Annotated in this window: 17 protein-coding genes; 7 read left to right on the top strand and 10 right to left on the bottom strand. The window is 69.5% G+C overall.

The genetic code is table 11. The features are described from left to right. Positions 1–21: 21 nt before the first annotated feature. From ACWEO7_RS00085 to clpS, 4 genes are all read right to left on the bottom strand, one after another. Positions 22–441 carry a Mov34/MPN/PAD-1 family protein gene (locus ACWEO7_RS00085; protein WP_067803148.1) on the bottom strand — a complete coding sequence of 140 codons (420 nt, stop codon included), beginning with the start codon at positions 439–441 and terminating at the stop codon, positions 22–24. Between the two features lie 111 nt (positions 442–552). Beyond that, a complete protein-coding gene (locus tag ACWEO7_RS00080; protein ID WP_452419815.1) occupies positions 553–1,617 on the bottom strand; it encodes a P1 family peptidase in 1,065 nt (354 codons plus the stop codon). A 61-nt stretch (positions 1,618–1,678) separates the two neighbouring features. Continuing rightward, a complete protein-coding gene (gene aosR / locus ACWEO7_RS00075) occupies positions 1,679–2,248 on the bottom strand; it encodes an oxidative stress transcriptional regulator AosR (protein ID WP_355075589.1) in 570 nt (189 codons plus the stop codon). A gap of 22 nt (positions 2,249–2,270) precedes the next feature. Continuing rightward, complete coding sequence (gene clpS / locus ACWEO7_RS00070; RefSeq protein ID WP_039796380.1) at positions 2,271–2,621, bottom strand: ATP-dependent Clp protease adapter ClpS; 351 nt, start codon at positions 2,619–2,621, stop codon at positions 2,271–2,273. Between the two features lie 123 nt (positions 2,622–2,744). Between clpS and ACWEO7_RS00065 the strand changes: the two genes are divergently transcribed. Continuing rightward, positions 2,745–4,055: a nicotinate phosphoribosyltransferase gene (locus ACWEO7_RS00065; RefSeq protein ID WP_452419814.1), complete on the top strand. Its 1,311-nt coding sequence runs from the start codon at positions 2,745–2,747 to the stop codon at positions 4,053–4,055. A 2-nt stretch (positions 4,056–4,057) separates the two neighbouring features. On the opposite strand, the gene ACWEO7_RS00060 is transcribed toward ACWEO7_RS00065, so the two are convergent. Continuing rightward, positions 4,058–4,249, bottom strand: a complete 192-nt coding sequence (locus tag ACWEO7_RS00060) for a hypothetical protein (RefSeq protein ID WP_452419813.1) — start codon at positions 4,247–4,249, stop codon at positions 4,058–4,060. Positions 4,250–4,432: 183 nt separating this feature from the next. Here ACWEO7_RS00060 and ACWEO7_RS00055 point away from each other — a divergent pair, with 183 nt between their 5' ends. Further along, positions 4,433–4,999 (top strand): isochorismatase family protein, encoded by a 567-nt coding sequence (locus ACWEO7_RS00055; RefSeq protein WP_452419812.1) that lies wholly within the window; start codon positions 4,433–4,435, stop codon positions 4,997–4,999. Between the two features lie 57 nt (positions 5,000–5,056). After that, positions 5,057–7,105 (top strand): ATP-dependent DNA helicase, encoded by a 2,049-nt coding sequence (locus ACWEO7_RS00050; protein WP_452419811.1) that lies wholly within the window; start codon positions 5,057–5,059, stop codon positions 7,103–7,105. Positions 7,106–7,184: 79 nt separating this feature from the next. Here ACWEO7_RS00050 and ACWEO7_RS00045 read toward each other — a convergent pair whose 3' ends face one another. The 3 genes from ACWEO7_RS00045 to glgP form a co-directional block, all read right to left on the bottom strand. Next, positions 7,185–7,718 (bottom strand): DoxX family protein, encoded by a 534-nt coding sequence (locus ACWEO7_RS00045; protein WP_452419810.1) that lies wholly within the window; start codon positions 7,716–7,718, stop codon positions 7,185–7,187. Between the two features lie 164 nt (positions 7,719–7,882). Continuing rightward, positions 7,883–9,244 (bottom strand): NCS2 family permease, encoded by a 1,362-nt coding sequence (locus ACWEO7_RS00040; protein ID WP_450025140.1) that lies wholly within the window; start codon positions 9,242–9,244, stop codon positions 7,883–7,885. A 108-nt stretch (positions 9,245–9,352) separates the two neighbouring features. Then, positions 9,353–11,926: an alpha-glucan family phosphorylase gene (glgP, locus tag ACWEO7_RS00035; protein ID WP_452419809.1), complete on the bottom strand. Its 2,574-nt coding sequence runs from the start codon at positions 11,924–11,926 to the stop codon at positions 9,353–9,355. 260 nt (positions 11,927–12,186) lie between these two features. Between glgP and ACWEO7_RS00030 the strand changes: the two genes are divergently transcribed. The 4 genes from ACWEO7_RS00030 to glgB all read left to right on the top strand — a co-directional run bounded on the left by ACWEO7_RS00030 (position 12,187) and on the right by glgB (position 17,669). Continuing rightward, on the top strand, positions 12,187–12,630 hold the full coding sequence (locus ACWEO7_RS00030; RefSeq protein WP_355075574.1) for a hypothetical protein: 444 nt from the start codon (positions 12,187–12,189) through the stop codon (positions 12,628–12,630). Between the two features lie 143 nt (positions 12,631–12,773). Next, entirely contained in the window at positions 12,774–13,415 is a 642-nt protein-coding gene (locus ACWEO7_RS00025; protein WP_452419808.1) for a LysE family translocator, read from the top strand. Positions 13,416–13,515: 100 nt separating this feature from the next. Further along, the gene (locus tag ACWEO7_RS00020; protein WP_452419807.1) at positions 13,516–15,519 is read left to right on the top strand and encodes a maltotransferase domain-containing protein; all 2,004 of its coding nucleotides are present in this window, start codon (positions 13,516–13,518) and stop codon (positions 15,517–15,519) included. Beyond that, positions 15,516–17,669, top strand: a complete 2,154-nt coding sequence (gene glgB, locus ACWEO7_RS00015) for a 1,4-alpha-glucan branching protein GlgB (RefSeq protein WP_452419806.1) — start codon at positions 15,516–15,518, stop codon at positions 17,667–17,669. Before ACWEO7_RS00020 ends, glgB begins: the two co-directional genes overlap by 4 nt. Positions 17,670–17,794: 125 nt before the next feature. On the opposite strand, the gene ACWEO7_RS00010 is transcribed toward glgB, so the two are convergent. Both ACWEO7_RS00010 and ACWEO7_RS00005 read right to left on the bottom strand, forming a co-directional pair. Beyond that, positions 17,795–18,643 carry a tetratricopeptide repeat protein gene (locus ACWEO7_RS00010; protein ID WP_452420024.1) on the bottom strand — a complete coding sequence of 283 codons (849 nt, stop codon included), beginning with the start codon at positions 18,641–18,643 and terminating at the stop codon, positions 17,795–17,797. 61 nt (positions 18,644–18,704) lie between these two features. Then, entirely contained in the window at positions 18,705–19,073 is a 369-nt protein-coding gene (locus ACWEO7_RS00005) for a DUF3817 domain-containing protein (RefSeq protein WP_355075568.1), read from the bottom strand. Positions 19,074–19,210: the final 137 nt, after the last annotated feature.

The raw sequence follows: 19,210 nt of genomic DNA, 5'->3' as shown, positions 1-19,210 counted from the left end.
GTTTCGCGAACAGGCATCGGTCTAGTTCTCGTACGCGTCGACGATCCGCACCGGCTCCTCGGTGACCTCGCCGTCGACGATCCGGTAGCTGCGCAGCTCGTGCTGCTCGGGATCGCGGGTGGAGATCAGCACGTAGTGCGCGAACGGCTCGGAGGCGTACGACACGTCGGTCCGGCTCGGATAGGCCTCGGTGGCGGTGTGCGAGTGGTAGATGACGACCGGCGCCTCGTCGGCGTCGTCCATCGCGCGCCACACCTTCAACTGCTCGCCGGAGTCGAAGCGGTAGAACGTGGGGGAACGCTCGGCGTTGACCATGGCGATGAAGCGCTCCGGACGATCCGAGCCCTCCGGCCCCGCGATGACACCGCAGGCCTCATCGGGGTGATCGGCGCGCGCGTGCGCCACCATCGCCTCCACGAGGTCGGCCCTGATCACCAGCACGAGTCGCACACCTTTCCACAACGCCGACCCATCGCAGTCGACAACGAGCCAGGATATTCGGCTATTCCCCCGGCGACCTCGCCCGGTCCCCCGGTTCCCGGCATCGCCTGTTCAAGCACCGAACAGGTCGTTGTAGGCCGGGATGCCGGCCACTGGGTGCGCCGAGCGGATCGCGTCGACTATGGCGCGTTCGACGCAGACGGCGGCGGCGGTGCAGATCTGGTCCAGGACAAGCAGATCGGCGGGGAAGGCGGGTGGCAACGGCAAGTCGCCGCTCTCCTCCGCCGTTCCGGTGGCGAGCGCGAAGAGGGTGTCCCCGTCCAGTGGCGAGTGCGCGGGACGGATCGCCCTGGCCAGCCCGTCGTGCGCGGTGGCAGCGACGCGCTTGCATCCGGCCGGATCGAGCGGAGCGTCCGTGGCCACGACGCCGATCGTGGTGTTGAGCACGGTGCCCTTCACCGGCAGCGCGTTCGCCGCCGCCAGTTGCTCCTGGGTCGCCTGCCGCAGACCGAAGAAGTCGGGCCCATCGGTGCCGCACCCCCACGGCAACCCCGTGCGGGGATCGAACACCGAGCCGACCGGATTCGCCACGACCAGCGCCGCGACGGTGATTCCCGCGGCCACGCCATCACCGAGCACGATGCTCGCCGTGCCGATCCCGCCTTTGATCGAACCGGCGCGCGCGCCGACGCCCGCACCGACCGAACCGCGAGCGAAGTCGACGTCCGCCGCCGCGGCGGCCCGGTAGCCGAACTCGGCGGTCGGACGGATCTCCCACGCGCCGACCGGAAGATCGAAGATCACCGCGCCGGGGACGATGGGCACCACCCGGCTCGGGTCCGCCGGGTCCATCACGATGCCCGCGCCGTTCTCCTCCAGCCACCGCATCACGCCGTCGGCCGCGGCGAGCCCGAAGGCGCTGCCGCCGGTGAGCAGGATCGCGTCGATCTGCCGGACGGTGTTCATCGGATCGAGCAGATCGGTCTCACGGGTACCCGGCCCGCCGCCGCGCACGTCGACCGCCGCCACCGCGCCGCCCGGCACGCGCACCACCGTGCATCCCGTCGCCGATCCGGAACCGAGCGTGGCGTCCGGATCGAGGACGTGATGATGACCGACCAGCACGCCGGGCACATCGGTGAGCGAGTTGCGTTCACCCGGTTCGGCATTCACCATCGGTACTCCTCACGGCGCGGGACTGCTGGTCGGTTCGCGCCGATCATCGCAGCGCGGCCGGTCAGGGAGCCAGCGCCTGGAGCAGCGAGTCCTGCATCCAGGTCAGCCAGTGGTATACGTCCAGGTGCGGGGCGCGCGGATCGTCGGGATCGAGATGGTCGGGCGTGTCGGCATCGATGTTCAACACCGTGCCCAGCGCCAGCCGCACGTCGGTGAGCGCGGTCAACCACGCGTCGGCCTGCTCGGGGGTGATGACGATCTTGCCGCCCGCGCTCGGCACGGTGTCCAGCACGACCGAGCCCGCCGCCAGCTTGGCGTCGATGATGTCGGGCTCGTGCAGACCGCGCAGCGCGCTGTTGAGGTCGGCGCGTTCGGCGTCCGGCGAGCCGGGCTCGTTGCGGTGGAAGTCCGGCAGCAGTCTGCGCAGCCGCGGATCCTCCGGCGGGACGGTGTTGCCGGATCGCAGTCCGGTGAGGGCGGCCAAGTCGTCGTCGGGCGCCGACCCGGCGCGCTCGGTGAGCAGCCCGGAGACCGCACCGACCAGGGACCGAAGCACGTTGGCCTCACGTGCGTCCATTTCGGATCGCAGTTTGAGACCGCTCAGCGAGTTCTTCCTGCTCCACTTGCGCACGGCGTCAGGGTAGTCGCGCTGGTCAGTCGTCCCGCTGCATGGTGGCCCAAAGTCCCGCGGCGTGCAGCCGCTGGACATCGTGTTCCATCTTGTCGCGGGAACCGGACGAGACCACCGCCTTGCCCTCGTTGTGGACCTTGAGCATCAGCTCGGTCGCCTTCGCTTTGCTGTAGCCGAAAAGCTTCTGGAAGATATACGTGACGTAGTGCATGAGATTGACCGGATCGTCCCAAACCACGGTCACCCACGGGCGGTCCTCCGCCTCCAGGATCTCGGTGTACTCCACCGCTTCGGGTGTCGCCTGTGCCGCCGACAATGTCGCGTTCGCGGCGTCCACAACGACGTCACCCCGGACTGTGTTGCACAAGGCCATAGGGTCAAGGGTACGACTCGACACCGGATAAACAACACCCACGCAGCCCCGATTCGGGTTTTCGCCGGTTCACCGGGCCGATGCCGGACGGCGTGAGCCGACCGTTCTGTCTACAGTGACAGCGTGGACCTGCGTGACGGCGTGACCAGCACGGCACTGCTGACCGACCAGTACGAACTGACCATGCTCGCCGCGGCGCTCGCCGACGGTTCGGCGCATCGGCAGTGCACCTTCGAGGTGTTCGCTAGACGTTTGCCAAACGGTCGCCGCTACGGCGTCGTTGGGGGTACCGGCCGGGTACTCGACGCGCTACGGCAGTTCCGGTTCGGCGATGCGGAACTGTCCGTCGCCGCCTCGTTCTCAGATCGGCGGACGTTGGACTGGCTGCGTGACTACCGATTCACCGGCGACATCGACGGCTATCCAGAGGGCGAGCTGTACTTCCCAGGCTCCCCGATCCTCTCGGTGCGCGGCAGCTTCGCCGAATGCGTCGTGCTGGAGACGCTGGTCCTCTCGATTCTCAATCACGACAGCGCGATCGCGGCCGCCGCGGCGCGGATGGTCAGCGCCGCGGGCGGCCGCCGGATGATCGAGATGGGCTCGCGGCGCACCCACGAGCTGGCCGCCGCGGACTGCGCCCGCGCCGCGTATCTCGCCGGTTTCGACGCCACCTCGAACTTGGAGGCGGTGCGCCGCTACGGGATTCCGGGGGCGGGCACCAGCGCGCACGCGTTCGTCCTGCTGCACAGCGGCCCCGACGGGGCGCACGAGGCCGAAGCGTTCCGCAGCCAGGTGCAGACGCTGGGAGTCGGGACGACGCTGCTGGTGGACACCTTCGACATCACCAGGGGCGTCGCGACAGCGATCGAGGTCGCGGGAACAGAGCTGGGCGGCGTGCGGATCGACTCCGGCGATCTCGGTGTCCTGGCCAGGCAGGTGCGCGACCAGCTCGACGCGCTCGGGGCCACCAAGACCCGCATCGTGGTCTCCGGCGATCTCGACGAGTACGCCATCGCCGCGCTGCGCGCCGAGCCGGTCGACGTCTACGGTGTCGGAACGGCACTGGTCACCGGCTCCGGCGCGCCGACGGCCGGGATGGTCTACAAGCTGGTCGAAGTCGAAGGGGTGCCGGTCGCCAAACGCAGCAGTCACAAGCAGTCTCGTGGCGGTACGAAGAAGGCGCTCCGCTTGGCCCGCGACACCGGCACGATCGTCGAGGAGATCGTCTATCCGGCGGCCGGGCCGATGCCGCCCCGCAACGGCTTCCGATGCCGTGAGCTGCTGGTCCCCTTGATCCGGGAGGGCAAGCAGGTCGATGACCTGCCCACCCTCGCCGAGAGCCGCGACCTGGTCGCGCGCGGGCTGATCAGCCTGCCGTGGGAGGGCCTCAAGCTGTCGGCGGGGGAACCCGCCGTGCTGACCACCTTCGTCTGAGGTCAGCGCCTGCGCTCGTCGACGCGGGTCACCAGCCGCAACCCGGCGGCGAAGAGCAGCGCGAACACCACTCCGGTGATCCCGAACCACACCCATGCCGACGGCTCCGCGGGGCGGGAGCCGAGCAGGAAGAAGACCGCCAGGAACACGGTGGTGGCGACGAATACGCTGCGGAACAGTCTGGCAGGGCTCATGAGGGTCTCCGTGCTGGAGGGCGGCGCATCCGGCCGCCGACGAAAGGGGCACCCGGTAATCACCGGGAGCGCAGGCCGCGTTTACATCGCGAGCGTGCGAATTTCCCGCGAGTCGGCTGAACGAGCGTCCGACCGAGCGGCAGAATTCGAAATAGTTGTTCAGCCACATCGCGGGAGGTCGCCATGACCCGGGCACTGATAATCGTCGACGTCCAGAACGATTTCTGCGAGGGCGGTTCGCTCGCGGTCGCCGGCGGCGCCGCCGTGGCGGCCCGGATCAGCGAGCACCTCGCGGCGGCGAACTACGGCGCGATCGTGGCCACCCGCGATCATCACATCGATCCCGGTGCGCATTTCTCCGACGCACCCGACTACATCGACAGCTGGCCGCCGCACTGCCGGGTCGGCACGCCGGGCGCCGACTTCCACCCCGCCCTGAACACCGAACCCATCGATGCGGTCTTCGCCAAGGGCGCGTACTCAGCGGCCTACTCCGGGTTCGAGGGCACGACCGAGGACGGCACCGGGCTGGCCGACTGGCTGCACGACCGCGGCGTCGACGCCGTCGACGTGGTGGGCATCGCGACCGATCACTGCGTGCGCGCCACCGCGCTGGACGCGCGCATCGAGGGTTTTCACACCCGCGTCCTGCTCGATCTCACCGCGGGTGTCGCACCCGAAACGGTCGCCCTCGCACTGGACCGCATGCGCGGGGCCGGCATCGGCCTGGAAGGCGGCATCACCCGATAGACCGTCCGGTCTCCGCGACCGCCCTGCCCTGTCGGAGGCGCCGAGTAGGCTGCTCGCGTGCCCGAACTGCCCCCCGTATCCGATCTTTTGGCCACCGCCGTACACGCGCTGGGCGGCAAGGAGCGCGCCGGGCAGGTGGCGATGGCCGCGGCGGTGGACCACGCGATCGATACCAAGGAGCACCTCGCCGTACAGGCAGGCACGGGCACCGGCAAGTCGCTGGCGTATCTGGTGCCGAGCCTGCGCCACGCCGTGCGCACCGGCCGCACGGTGGTGGTCTCCACGGCCACGATCGCGCTGCAACGTCAGCTGGTCGACCGTGACCTTCCGCGCTTGGCCGAGGCGCTGAGCGGCCCGTTGGGGCGCACGCCGAAGTTCGCGATCCTCAAGGGCCGCAACAACTATCTGTGCTTGAACAAGATCAACAGCGCCGTACCGGACGAGCCCGCCGAAGCGGAGTTGTTCGACGCGTTCGCGATCTCGCGCCTCGGTCGCGAAGTGCAACGGCTCAACGAATGGGCCTCCGACACCGACACCGGCGACCGCGACGAACTCGCTCCCGGCGTGAGCGATCGGGCCTGGCGGCAGGTGAGCGTGTCGTCGCGGGAATGCCTGGGCAAGTCGCGTTGCTCCTTCGGCCAGGATTGCTTCGCCGAGCGCGCCAGAACCGAGTCGGCGCAGGCCGACGTGGTGGTGACCAACCACGCGCTGCTGGCCATCGACGCGATCAGCGGCATCCAGGTGCTCCCCGAACACGACGTCGTGGTCATCGATGAGGCGCACGAGCTGGTCGACCGGGTCACCGGCGTGGCAACCGCCGAACTGACCTCCGCCGCGATCAGCGCGGCGGCCCGGCGTTGCGCCAAGCTCATCGACGAGCAGGAGATCGACCGCCTGGAGGGCGCCGCGGAGGCCTGGCACACCGTGCTGGACGAGCTGCCCGCCGCCCGGTGGGACACCCTGCCCGACGGCGTGGCGCCGGTACTGGCCCTGGTCCGCGACGGCGCGTGGAATGCGCGCACCGCGCTCGCGCCCCCTGGCAGCACCACCGCGCAGGGCGACCCGGAGAGTTCCGCCGCCCGCACCATGGCCTTGGCCGCGCTCGACGAGGTGCACGACAGCGCGGTCCGCGCGCTGACGGCGTTCGACGAGCCCGATCCCGCCGCCCGCCGCGACGTCATCTGGCTTGCCGCCGACGAGATCCGGGGTGTTGTGCGCCGGTCGCTGCGGATGGCGCCGCTGTCGGTGGGCGGGCTGCTGCGCAGCAGGCTCTTCGGCGCCGCGACCGTCGTGCTCACCTCCGCCACGTTGCAGATCGGCGGCTCGTTCGACGGCCTCGCGGTCACCTGGGGCCTGCCCGCGCAGTCGGGCAATCGCACCGACCCGGCCACCGCGAACGGCGCGCAGGCGCCGTCGGACGCCGACAGCGTGCGCTGGAGTTCGCTCGATGTCGGCTCACCGTTCGACCATGCCAAGTCCGGCATCCTCTACGTCGCCAAACACCTGCCCGCGCCGGGCCGCGACGGGCTCGCACCGGCCTACCTGGACGAGATCGAGCGACTCATCACGGCCGCGGGCGGGCGCACCCTCGGCTTGTTCTCCTCGATGCGCGCCGCCCGCGCGGCCACCGACGCACTCCGCGAACGGTTGCACACACCGGTGCTGTGCCAGGGCGAGGACGCGACGGGCGCGTTGGTCCGCAAGTTCGCCGACGACCCGGAGACCTCCCTGTTCGGCACGCTGTCGCTGTGGCAGGGCGTCGACGTGCCGGGACCGTCGCTGAGTCTGGTGATCCTCGACCGCATCCCCTTCCCCCGCCCGGACGATCCGCTGCTGGCGGCCAGGCAACGCGCCGTGGAGATGCGCGGCGGCAACGGCTTCATGACCGTGGCCGCCAACCACGCGGCTCTGCTGCTCGCGCAGGGCACCGGCCGCCTGCTGCGCAGCGTCGACGATCGCGGGGTGGTGGCCATCCTCGATTCCCGCCTCGCGACCGCTCGCTACGGCGGATACCTGCGCGCGTCGCTGCCGCCGTACTGGGAGACAGCCGACCCTGAGGTCGTGGTCAAAGCACTGAGCAGGCTGGCCGCCGCGGCGAAGGTGTGACAACGGCGCACGGCCACCACGCCACCTCGAACAGCATGGCCGGCAACGCGAGCGCCGCGAATCCGTCTGCGCGGCGGGCTCAGAGCACCCACTTCAGGATCAACGTGAGCACGCCCGCGACGACGGCGAGGATCAGCGCTCCCACACCCCACACGAATCCGTGGCGCTCCCACGGACGCCCGGCGTCCAACGAGAACTTGCCCGGCCCGGTGAAGGGCAGCGCCGCGCCGACCACCGCGAACAGCAGGCCCATCTCGTAACCGCCCAGCAGGCCACCGGCCCAGGTGGCGTTGATCGCGTTGATCATGGTGCCCAGCACGATCGCTCCGGCCAGCGGCGTCAGCAGACCGAGCAGCAGGAGGAGGCCGCCGGTGAGTTCGCTGAGCCCCGCCAGCGTCCCGAACACCTTGCCCGGGTTGTAGCCCATCTTCTCGAAGCCGTCGGCGTTGGCTTGCAGACCGGGCCCGCCCCACCAGCCGAACAGCTTCTGCGCGCCGTGCGCCGCGAGCAGGCCACCGAAGACGACTCGCACGACCAGCAGGCCGATGTCGGGGGCGATTCGGTCCAGGTCGGAATCGGTTCCGGTTCTTTCGAGTACGGATTTGAAAGTCATGGTGGTCCTCATCCCTGCGCTGTCGTTCCCGGACATGATCGTTACTTCGGCGAAGAAAGCGGACTGCGGTCCGATTATCGCACGAACGGGGGCAACTGCCCAACCTCTCGGTCTATTCCACGGTCGGGCGGGAAGGATGGTTCAGCGCTCGGGCGAGCGGAAAGTCATTCCGCGAGGAAGAAGAAGTAGCCGAGGAACACCAGCATCAGTGCCCACATCGCCGGATGCACGTCCTTGACGCGGCCCTTGGCCGCCATGACCACCGGGTACAGCAGCATCCCCATGGCCAGGCCGTTGGCGATGGAGTACGTCAGCGGCATCATCACGATGGTGATGAACGCGGGCACCGAGTACTCCAGGCGGTTCCAGTCGATCTGCCCCAGCGAGCGGGCCATCAGGATGCCGACCACGATGAGCGCGGGCGCGGTCACCTCGCTGGAACCCGCGACGACCGCGAAGATCGGAAAACAGAACATGGCCACGAAGAACCAGCCCGCCGTGGTGACGGCGGTCAGCCCGGTCCGTCCGCCCGCCGAGACGCCCGCGGTCGATTCCACGTAGGCGGTGGTGGTCGAGGTGCCGATGACCGCACCCGCCATGGTGCCCACCGAGTCCGCCGCCAGCGCGCTCGCCGCGCGCGGCAACTTACCGTTCTCGTCCAGCAGCCCGGCCTGGTTCGCGACGCCGATCAGCGTGCCGGATGCGTCGAAGAAATCGACGAACAGCATGGTCAGCACCACCACGACCATCTGACCGGTGAACGCGTCGGGCAGATGGACGATCGCCTGACCGAAGGTCTGCTCGAGCCCCTGCGGCGCGGCGAACAAGCCTTTGGGGAGCGCGACCAAGCCGCTGACGATGCCGACGAGGGTGGTCAGGACGATGCCGTAGAGCACGGCGCCGTGCCAGCCGCGCACGAGGAACACCACGGTCACCAGCAACCCGAACAGGGCGAGCAAGGTGGTGCCCTTGGTGAAATCGCCCAGGGTGACCAGCGTCGCCTCGCTGTTCACCACTATCCCGGCGTTCTTCAAGCCGAGGAAGGCGACGAACAATCCGATGCCTGCGCCCACGGCGAGCTTCAACTGCATCGGGATCGCGTTGAGGATGCGTTCGCGAATCCGCGTCACCGCCAAGACGAAGAAGATGGCGCCGGACAGGAACGTGCCCGACAGCGCGACCTGCCAGGGAATCCCCATGCCGAGCACCACCGTGTAGGCGAAGAAGGCGTTGAGTCCCATGCCCGGCGCGAGCGCGATCGGATATCGCGCCCACAGCCCCATGACCAGCGTGCCGAATACAGCGGCGACGGCGGTCGCGGTGAACACCGCCTGCATCGGGATGCCCTTGTCACCCAGCGCGCCCTGGTCGCCGAGCACGGCGGGGTTGACCGCGAGGACGTACGACATGGCGAGGAACGTGACCGTCCCCGCCATGAGTTCGCGCTTGACGGTCGAGCCGGTCGAGCGAACCCCGAAGTATCCGTCGAGGCGTCCTCGGGTCCGGTGCAGAACGTCGGTGACCATGGGTGACTCCAGTGCGGGAACGATTCGGGGCGGGCCAAGGGCACGGTAGCCGACGGTTCACTGCCCGCGACACCCGCGGCGGCGCCACCGTGACCGGCGCCACCGGAGTCAGGCGCTCGGAGCGGAGACCAGCCCGAACTCGGCGTCGGAAGCCAGCAGATCGTTGTGCGGCAGCACGCGCACGGTGTACCCGACCGCGCCGGACAGCGGCAGCGGCGTGTCCACGGTGAACAGCTCGGCGCCCGCGTCGGACCCGACGTGCGTCATCGGGATCGTCGTGGTGTCGGAGAGATCGTCGGTCGACGAGACCCGGCCGAGCACCGCCTGCACCACCACGTCCTGCACGCTCAAGCCACCGAGCTCGACCCGCGCGGTGAGCGACAGCCGCGCCCCGATCACCGGCGTGTCCGGCAGCCCCGCACTGTCCACCTGGATCACCTTGACCGAGGGCCACGCCGACTCGACCCGGCGGCGGTACTCGGCGATGGCGCGCGCCACCGCGAAATCGTCGGCCGTCGCCCGCTGCGACGCCGCGGCGGCGGGAGCGTAGTACTCCACCGCGTAGTCGCGGACCATCCGGGAAGCCAGCACCTTCGGCCCCAAGGTCTGCAACGTGTGGCGAACCATCTCGACCCAGCGCACCGGCATCCCGGACGCGTCGCGCTCGTAGAAACGCGGCGCTACCGCACGCTCGAACAAGTCGTAGAGCGCGGCGGCCTCCAGATCGTCGCGGCGCTGCTCGTCCCGGACGCCCTCCGCGGTCGGAATGGCCCACCCGTTCTCGCCGTCGTACATCTCGTCCCACCAGCCGTCGCGGATGGAGAGATTGAGCCCGCCGTTCAGCGCGGATTTCATGCCGGAGGTGCCGCAGGCCTCGAGCGGGCGCAGCGGATTGTTCAGCCAGACGTCGCAGCCCCAGTACAGGTAGCGAGCCATCGATATGTCGTAGTCGGGCAGGAAGACGATCCGGTGCCGCACCTCGGGATCGTCGGCGAAGCGGACCACCTGCTGGATCAGCGCCTTGCCGCCGTCGTCGGCCGGATGACTCTTACCCGCGACGACCAACTGCATCGGCCGCAGCGGATCCAGCAGCAGCGCGCGCAGCCGCTGCGGATCGCGCAGCATCAGGGTGAGGCGCTTGTAGGTCGGCACCCGACGGGCGAACCCGACGGTCAGCACATCGGGGTCGAAAACGCCGTTCACCCAGCCGAGTTCGGCCGCCGCGGCGCCACGCTGCAACCAGGACGCGCGCAGCCTGCGGCGCACCTCCTCGACGAGGATGCCGCGCAGGGTGTTGCGGGTCGACCACAACTCGGTGAGATCGACGTCGCGCAGCCGTTCCCAGCCGCGGCCCTCCTCGACCAGCTCCGCGCCGATGTGTTCGCGTGCCTTGTCCACCCACTCGCGCGCGGCCCAGGTGGTGGCGTGCACACCGTTGGTGACCGAACCGATCGGCACCTCCGCCGGGTCGAAGCCCGGCCACAGCGAAGCGAACATGGACCGGCTCACCTCGCCGTGCAGCTTCGACACGCCGTTGGCGCGCTGCGCCAGGCGCAAGCCCATGTGCGCCATGTTGAAGACCGACGGATCGGCCTCCCGGCCGAGAGCCACGATCCGGTCCACCGAAAGCCCCGGCAGCAAAGCGGATTCGGATTCCCCGTGCGCACCGCCGAAATAACGCCGCACCATCGGCATGGGGAACCGGTCGATGCCCGCTGGGACCGGCGTATGCGTGGTGAACACCGTGCCCGCCCGAACGGCGGCGAGCGCGGAATCGAAATCCTGCCCGGCCGCGACGAATTCGCGGATCCGCTCCACGCCGAGGAAACCAGCGTGGCCCTCGTTCATGTGGAACACATCGGGATCGGGCAGTCCGGCGGACGCGGTGTACGCGCGCACCGCCCGCACACCGCCGATGCCAGCGAGAATCTCCTGACGGATGCGATGCTCCTGGTCACCTCCATAGAGCCGGTCGGTCACCGCACGCAACTCCGGGTCGTTCTCGGCGATGTCGGAGTCGAGCAGCAACAGCGGAACCCGGCCGACCTGCGCGATCCACACCCGAGCACGCAGCACCCTGTGGTCGGGCATCGCGACGTGGATCAGCACGGGCGAACCGCCGGAGGTGAGCGCCCGCAGCGGCAAGCCCTGCGGATCCAGCGCCGGATAGTGCTCGGCTTGCCAGCCGTCCGTCGTCAGCGACTGCCGGAAGTAACCCGAGCGGTACAGCAATCCCACGCCGATCAGCGGCAGGCCGAGGTCGGAGGCGGCCTTCAGGTGGTCTCCGGCCAAAATGCCAAGGCCGCCCGAATAATTCGGCAACACCTCCGTGACGCCGAACTCCATCGAGAAGTAGGCGATGCCCCGCACCCCTTCCTCGCCCGCCCGGCGCTGGAACCAGCCCGGCGCGGCCAAGTACTCGCGCAGGTCCGCCGCTGCGGAGTCCACACGCGCGACGTAGTCAGGGTCGGCGGCAAGCTCGTCCAACCGCGCCGCGGGCACCTCGCCCAGCATCCGGACCGGGTCGTGCCCCATCTCCTGCCACCGCCGGGGATCGAGCGCAGCGAACAGGTCCTGCGTCGGCGGATGCCACGACCAGCGCAGATTCGTGGCGAGCTCCCCCAGAGCGGCCAGACGCTCGGGCAGATGGGCACGGACGGTGAAACGACGCAATGCCTTCATTGGGTAGAACCTACACGCCGACCGCGGGACGCACCCTGCCCGACCACGGCCCGGAACAACCTTCCCACCAGCGTGTTTCCCGGCAGCGTAACGCTCTGCATCGTCACGGAACGGCCACACGACGCACATCGCCACCCGTTCCCGCTACCCGATCGAGACCCGCGCTCGCTTGTGAACTCCGGGACGCGGGGCAAACCCACAAGCTGTGCGGACCAACCGGCCGCACCAACCGAATCAGTACGGGAGTGATCGAGATGTGGATGACAGCACACCCAAATCGCGCCCGCGATCGGCGCTGGTCGCGCGCTGGAGCAGCGATCACAGGGTTCGGAGCGCTCGCGGCGGCATTCGTTCTCGTCGCACCCGCCGCCGGCGCGGCGGTCACGACGGCGACCGCCAGCCCGGCCCAAGGCACCAGTTTCGGCTTCGGAAACTACGGAACCAACTGCCAGTACCGGGTGACGGCGACGGTGGACAACAATCCCTCGACCGAATCGGTTCAGTTCGCCGACAGTGCCGGGGGCACCTTCTCACCGAACCCCGCACCGGTGGTCGGCAGCCAGGCCACCACGGTCTGGATCCCCGAGGCGACCGGGCAACACACCATTTCCGCGACGCAAGGCGCCACGCCCGCTTGGACTTCACCGGTGATGACGGTGGGCAACGGGATGAACCTCGGCTTCGCGTGCATGGTCATGCCGTGATCGGCGTTTCGGGCATGTCGAGTTGAGCGCCCGGGTGGCCACCCAGTGGACGAGCGAGTTCCGTCCGCGGCCACCCGGGCACCTCACTTCCGAAGGCGGAGAAATCGGTAGCCCGAGCAGGGCCGGGATGACAGCATCGGCTGATGCCGCACTGGGTCGACGTTCTTCCGCAATTCCTGCCTGCCTGCCTGGTCCTCGCCGCGCTCCCCGGACCGGCGACCGCACTGTTCTTGCAGCGCGCGGTCCGGGACGGCCGCAGCGCGGGCTTGGCGGCGGTGGCCGGGAACGAGATCGGCGTACTCGGCTGGACGCTGGCGGGCGGGGCTGGACTGTCCGTCCTGCTCGTCGCGAACCGCGCCATGAACACGGCCGTGCACGTCATCGGCGCGCTGGTCCTGATCTGGCTCGGGGTGCAGGCGTGGCGGAATGCCCGTGGTGGCGAGGAGTTCGGCGGCGCGATGACGAGGATGCTCCCCGCGGGTCACACGCCCGCCGCCGCGTTCCGCGCCTCGCTGATCTCGATCGCGGCCAACCCCAAGGCGGCGGTCTTCGGATTGACAATCCTTCCCCAATTCCTTCCCTCCGAGGGGCCGGTGCTGCCCACGGTGGTGATCCTGGCGCTCATCCAGTTGGTGATCGACACCGCGTGGTGCGTCGGCGTGGTCCTGGCCGCCGACCGCGCGGGCGCATGGCTGCGCCGCACCGGTATCCGGCAGCGGGTAGAGCGTGCGCTCGGCGTGGTCCTGGTCGCGCTCGGCCTGGGCCTCGCCGCCGACGCACGCTGAGGCGAACGCCCAGTTCGCCCGCCACGGTGAGAAGCCGGAACCGGGCACGAAAAATCGGCTGGTCCGGTCCGAAAGGGCGGTTGCCGGTAGGTTGGGGTCCGTGACCGGCCGCATCGCTATCGATGACACTGCCCCGTCCATCCCCGGCGGCCGGCCCGCCAAGGCGGTGGTCGGCGAGGTATTCCCGGTGCGCACCGTGGTTTGGCGAGAGGGGCACGACGCCGTCGCCGCCACACTCGTCGTGCGCGCCCCCGGCGCGTCGCGACCCACCCGCGTCCGCATGACGCCGGACTACGAGCCCGACGTCTTCAACGCGACCTTCACACCGAACACGCCGGGAGCCTGGACCTACCGGATCGAAGGCTGGAGCGATCCGATCGCGACCTGGCGATCGGCGGTCGAGGCGAAGCTTGCCGTCGGGCAGAGCGCCGTCGATCTGGCCAACGATCTCGAGCTGGGCGCTCGCCTGTTCGACCGCGCGGCGCAGGCCGTCCCGAAGAAACAGTTCGAGCGCTTGCGCGCGGTCGCCGCCGCGCTGCGCGGTGACGAGCAACTCCCCGCACGGGTGGCCCCGGCCTTCACCGAGGAGGTCGCCGAGATCCTGCGCGCCACGCCGTTGCGCGACCTGGTCACCCGCGGGCCGCAGCACACCGTCCTGGTCGAGCGGCACCGCGCGCTCTACGGCTCCTGGTACGAGTTCTTCCCGCGCTCGACCGGCGGCCGCGACGCCACCGGCGAGCCGGTTCACGGCACCTTCGTCACGGCGGCCAAGGATCTTCCGCGCATCGCCGCCATGGGCTTCGACGTGGTGTACCTGCCGCCCATCCACCCGATCGGCGAGGTCAACCGCAAGGGCCGCAACAACGCGCTCACCGCGGAGTCCGGCGACGTCGGCTCGCCGTGGGCCATCGGCTCGCGGCACGGCGGTCACGACGCCGTGCATCCGGAATTGGGTACCGACGCCGATTTCGCCGAGTTCGTCAGGGCGGCGCGGGAACTGGGCCTCGAGGTCGCGCTCGACCTCGCCTTGCAGTGCGCGCCGGACCATCCGTGGGTCGAGGCGCACCCCGAGTGGTTCACCACCTTGCCCGACGGCACCATCGCCTACGCCGAGAACCCGCCGAAGAAGTACCAGGACATCTATCCGGTCAACTTCGACAACGACCCCGACGGCCTCTACGCCGAAGTGCTGCGCGTCGTCAAACACTGGATCGGCTTGGGCGTCAACATCTTCCGCGTCGACAATCCGCACACCAAGCCCGCCGACTTCTGGGAGTGGCTGATCGCGAACGTGTGGCGCACCGACCCGGACGTCATCTTCCTGTCCGAGGCGTTCACCCGCCCCGCCCGGCTCTACGGCCTCGCCCGGCGCGGATTCAGCCAGTCCTACACGTATTTCACCTGGCGCGTGGCCAAATGGGAGCTGACCGAGTTCGGCAACGAATTGGCCGCGAAGGCCGACGAGGCCCGCCCGAACCTCTTCGTGAACACCCCGGACATCCTGCACGAGAGCCTCCAGCACGGCGGGCCGGGCATGTTCGCCATCCGCGCCGTCCTGGCCGCCACCCTCGCGCCCACCTGGGGCGTCTACTCCGGCTTCGAGCTGTTCGAGCATCAGGCGGTGCGCCCGGACAGCGAGGAGTACCTCGATTCGGAGAAATACGAGCTGCGCCCGCGCCCGTTCGCCGAGGCGCTGGCGCGCGGAGAATCGCTGGAACCCTGGCTCACCCGGCTCAACGAGATCCGCCGGGCCCACCCCGCCTTGCAACAGCTGCGCTGCCTGCATTTCCACCACGTGGACAACGACGCGCTGATCGCCTATTCCAAGCTCGATCCCGTCAGTGGCGACGCGGTGCTGGTCGTGGTGAATCTCAACCCTTTCGGCGCCGAATGGGGCATGCTCTCGCTCGACCTGCCCGCGATCGGCCGCGAGTGGCACGACCACCCGGTGGTGTACGACGAGGTCAGCGGCGAGGAATACCACTGGGCCCAGACCAATTACGTGCGATTGGACCCCGCGCGGGCCGTGGCGCACATCATCGCCCTGCCCCCGGTGTCCCAGCAGGCTCGCACCGAGCTGGCCTACCGCAGGACGCTGCGATGAAACGTCGCGACCTCATGCTGCTCGCGGCGGGCACCCATACCGACCCGCACACCGTGCTCGGCGCACACCCCCATCCGGACGGCACGGCCATCCGGGTGCTACGCCCGCACGCCGAAACCGTGTCGGTGCGGGTCGGCGGCGACGACCACGTGCTGAAGTCCGTGGGCCACGGCGTGTTCGCCGCGGTGCTGCCGTACCCGGAGGTCAATGACTATCGCGTCGTGACGACCTACCCCGGCGGCCAGACCGTCATCGGCGCCGACGGCTACCGCTTCCTGCCCACGCTCGGCGAACTCGACCTGCACCTGATCGGCGAAGGCCGCCACGAACGCCTGTGGGACGTGCTCGGGGCGCACCCGCGCCGCTACAGCACCCTCGACGGTGACGTCGCGGGCACGTCGTTCGCGGTGTGGGCGCCGAACGCGCGCGGCGTCACCGTGATCGGGGACTTCGACGGCTGGAGCGGCAACACCGCACCCATGCGCACGCTGGGGTCGTCCGGGATCTGGGAAGTCTTCATCCCGGGTGTCGAGCCGGGCGCCAAGTACAAATACCGCGTGCACGGCGCCGACGGGCGGACCGTCGATCACGCCGACCCGCTGGCATTCGCCACCGAACTACCACCGGCCACGGCGTCGGTGGTCACCGAAAGCCATTACGTGTGGCAGGACAGCGCCTGGCTCGAGCAGCGCGCGGCCACCGATCCCACCCGCGCCCCGATGAGCGTCTACGAGGTGCATCTCGGTTCCTGGCGGCCCGGCCTCGGCTACCGCGAACTGGCCGACCAGCTCGCCGAGTACGTGCGGGCGACCGGATACACCCACATCGAGTTGCTTCCCATCGCCGAGCATCCGTTCGGCGGCTCGTGGGGCTACCAGGTCACCTCCTACTACGCGCCGACGGCGCGATTCGGTTCCCCGGACGACTTCCGCGCGTTCGTCGACCGCATGCACGCGGCGGGCATCGGCGTCCTGCTGGACTGGGTCCCCGCCCACTTCCCGCGCGACGAGTGGGCGCTGGCCCGATTCGACGGCACCCCGCTCTACGAGCACGCCGACCCTCGCCGGGGCGAGCAACTCGACTGGGGCACTTACGTGTTCGACTTCGGCAGGCACGAGGTGCGCAACTTCCTCATCGCCAACGCTCGCTACTGGGTCGAGGAATTCCACATCGACGGCCTGCGCGTCGACGCGGTCGCCTCCATGCTCTACCTGGACTACTCCCGCGCCGAAGGCCAGTGGGAGCCCAACGTGCACGGCGGCCGGGAGAACCTGGAGGCCGTCGACTTCCTGCAGGACCTCAACGAGACGCTGCATCGGCATCACCCCGGCGTCGTGACGATCGCCGAGGAGTCCACCACCTGGCCCGGCGTCACCCGCGGCATCGACGTCGGCGGTCTCGGCTTCACCATGAAATGGAACATGGGCTGGATGCACGACACCCTCGGGTTCCTCGGCCGTGACCCGGTGCACCGCTCCTGGCACCACAACGAGATCACCTTCTCACTGGTCTACGCCTGGAGCGAGAACTACGTGCTGCCGATCAGCCACGACGAAGTCGTGCACGGCAAAGGCACGCTGTGGACCAGAATGCCGGGCGACGATTTCGCCAAAGCCGCGGGCGTGCGGGCGCTGCTGGCCTACATGTGGGCCCACCCGGGTAAACAACTGCTGTTCATGGGCCAGGATTTCGGCCAGTTCCGGGAGTGGTCACACGATCGCGGTCTGGACTGGCACGAACGGGACAACCCGCTGCACCAAGGCATCACCACGCTGGTGCGTGACCTGAACGCCGTCTACCGCGCCCACCCCGCCCTGTGGAGCCAGGACACCACACCCGGTGGCTACGCCTGGATCGAGGCGGACGACCGCGCGAACAACGTGCTGGCGTTCCTGCGCTACGGCTCCGACGGCTCCGTGGTCGCCTGCGTCTACAACTTCTCCGGGTCGGCGCACGACGCGTACCGGATCGGCCTGCCGCACGCGGGCTCGTGGCTGGAGATCCTCAACAGCGACGCCGCGGACTACGGCGGCTCCGGCCTCGGCAACCTGGGCGAGGTGACGGCGAGCGCCGAGCCGTGGCACGACCGGCCCGCCTCGGCCACCGTGACGCTCGCACCCCACAGCGCGGTCTGGCTGCGCCCCGCCTGACGAGTCGCCCGGCGCAACTCCTATGTGCGCCCGGTCCGCGGACGAACTCGTCCCGAACTCCAGGACACGAGCTCCGTCCACGGTGGTGGCGCGATCAGCCGATTGCGACCGCGCCACACGGCGGCTCAGTACAGCGCCGCGGCCAGCTTGCGGCGCGCGGCCACGACGAACGGCTCGGCCTGATCGAACAGCTCGAACAGCTCGAGCAGCCGGGTGCGCGCCTTGGTGCGCTCGTCGCCGGAAGTGCGCTTGACGACGCCGATCAGCCGATCGAAGGCCGCTTCGGGCCGCTGCTGGAACAATTCGAGATCGGCGGCGCGAATCGCGGCGTCGACGTTCGACGGGTCGGCATCGGCATCCGCGATCGCCGACTCCGGCAGCTCCTGGGCCCGTGCGAGGAAGCGCAGCTGACGCAGCGCGCCCTTGGCTTCGTCGTTCGTCGGCTCGGCGTCGAGAATCGCCTGGTAAGCGGCCTCGGCGCCGGCCAGGTCACCGTGCTCGAGCGCCGCCTCGGCCGCCGCGAAACGCGGGTCCTCGGCCTGCGGCTGCGGCTCCCCGCCGCCCTCCAGCTTGCCCGCCACCGCGTCGACCACGGCGTTCAGCCACTGCCGCACCTGCGGCTCCGGCTGGGCGCCCTCGAAATCGGCCAGCGGCTGCCCGGCCGCGATCGCGATGACCGTCGGGATGCCCTGCACCCGCAGCGCCTGCGCGATGCGCATGTTGGCCTCGGCCTCGACGGTCGCCAGATCCCAGCTGCCGCCGTCGGCGGCCACCAGTCGCTCCAGCGTCCGCACCAGTTCGACACTGCCCGGACTGCGCTGCGAGTACAGCACGACCACCACCGGCACCTGCATCGAACGACGCAGCACCTTGGTCTCGAAATCGGCCTCGGATACCGCGTAGTCGCCACGGGCCGGAGCGCCCCCGCCACCGGCGGGCTGCTTCAGGCTGGACAGATCGACCGCGCCGGACATGGCGGCGGCGACAGCGGGCGAAGGACGGCGTGCGGCTGGTCGATTCACGACCTCCAGTTTGTCACGACGTGGCGGATGCGGGGGCCCCGGACTCGACCGAACCGGCGTTGCTCAGCTCACCCAACCGCCCCGTGCGCACCGCCCAGACCTCGAACAGCACCGTGCAGAACGGCGGAATGCTCGACAGCAGCGCGAGGACGGTGGTCTTGACGTTCCAGCCCAGCTCGCGCGCCGCCACGATCGCGGTGATGACGAACAGCACGAACACGATGCCGTGCGTCATGCCGAACACCTTGACCGGCCACAGCACCGGCTCCGGAATCCGCTTGAACACCATGCCGATGATCAGCAGCAGCCAGGAGATCGCCTCGAGCACCGCGATGAAACGAAACCGCTTGGCCACCGTGCTCAGGTCGAAGACATTGCCCATGCGCCCATTCTGCCGGATGCACTACAGGCTGTCGTAGTGAGCTGTGTCTAATTACCAGCGCCTGCGGCGCTGGGTGTTCGCGGCCCCCTTATGGCTCGCGTGTGCGCGGCCGCCGCTTGCTCCTTTGTCGCGTACGC

It is taken from the genome of Nocardia sp. NPDC004260 (assembly GCF_053603155.1).
Note: the sequence above shows the minus strand (reverse complement) of the source record. Positions and strands in the feature narration are given on the sequence as shown.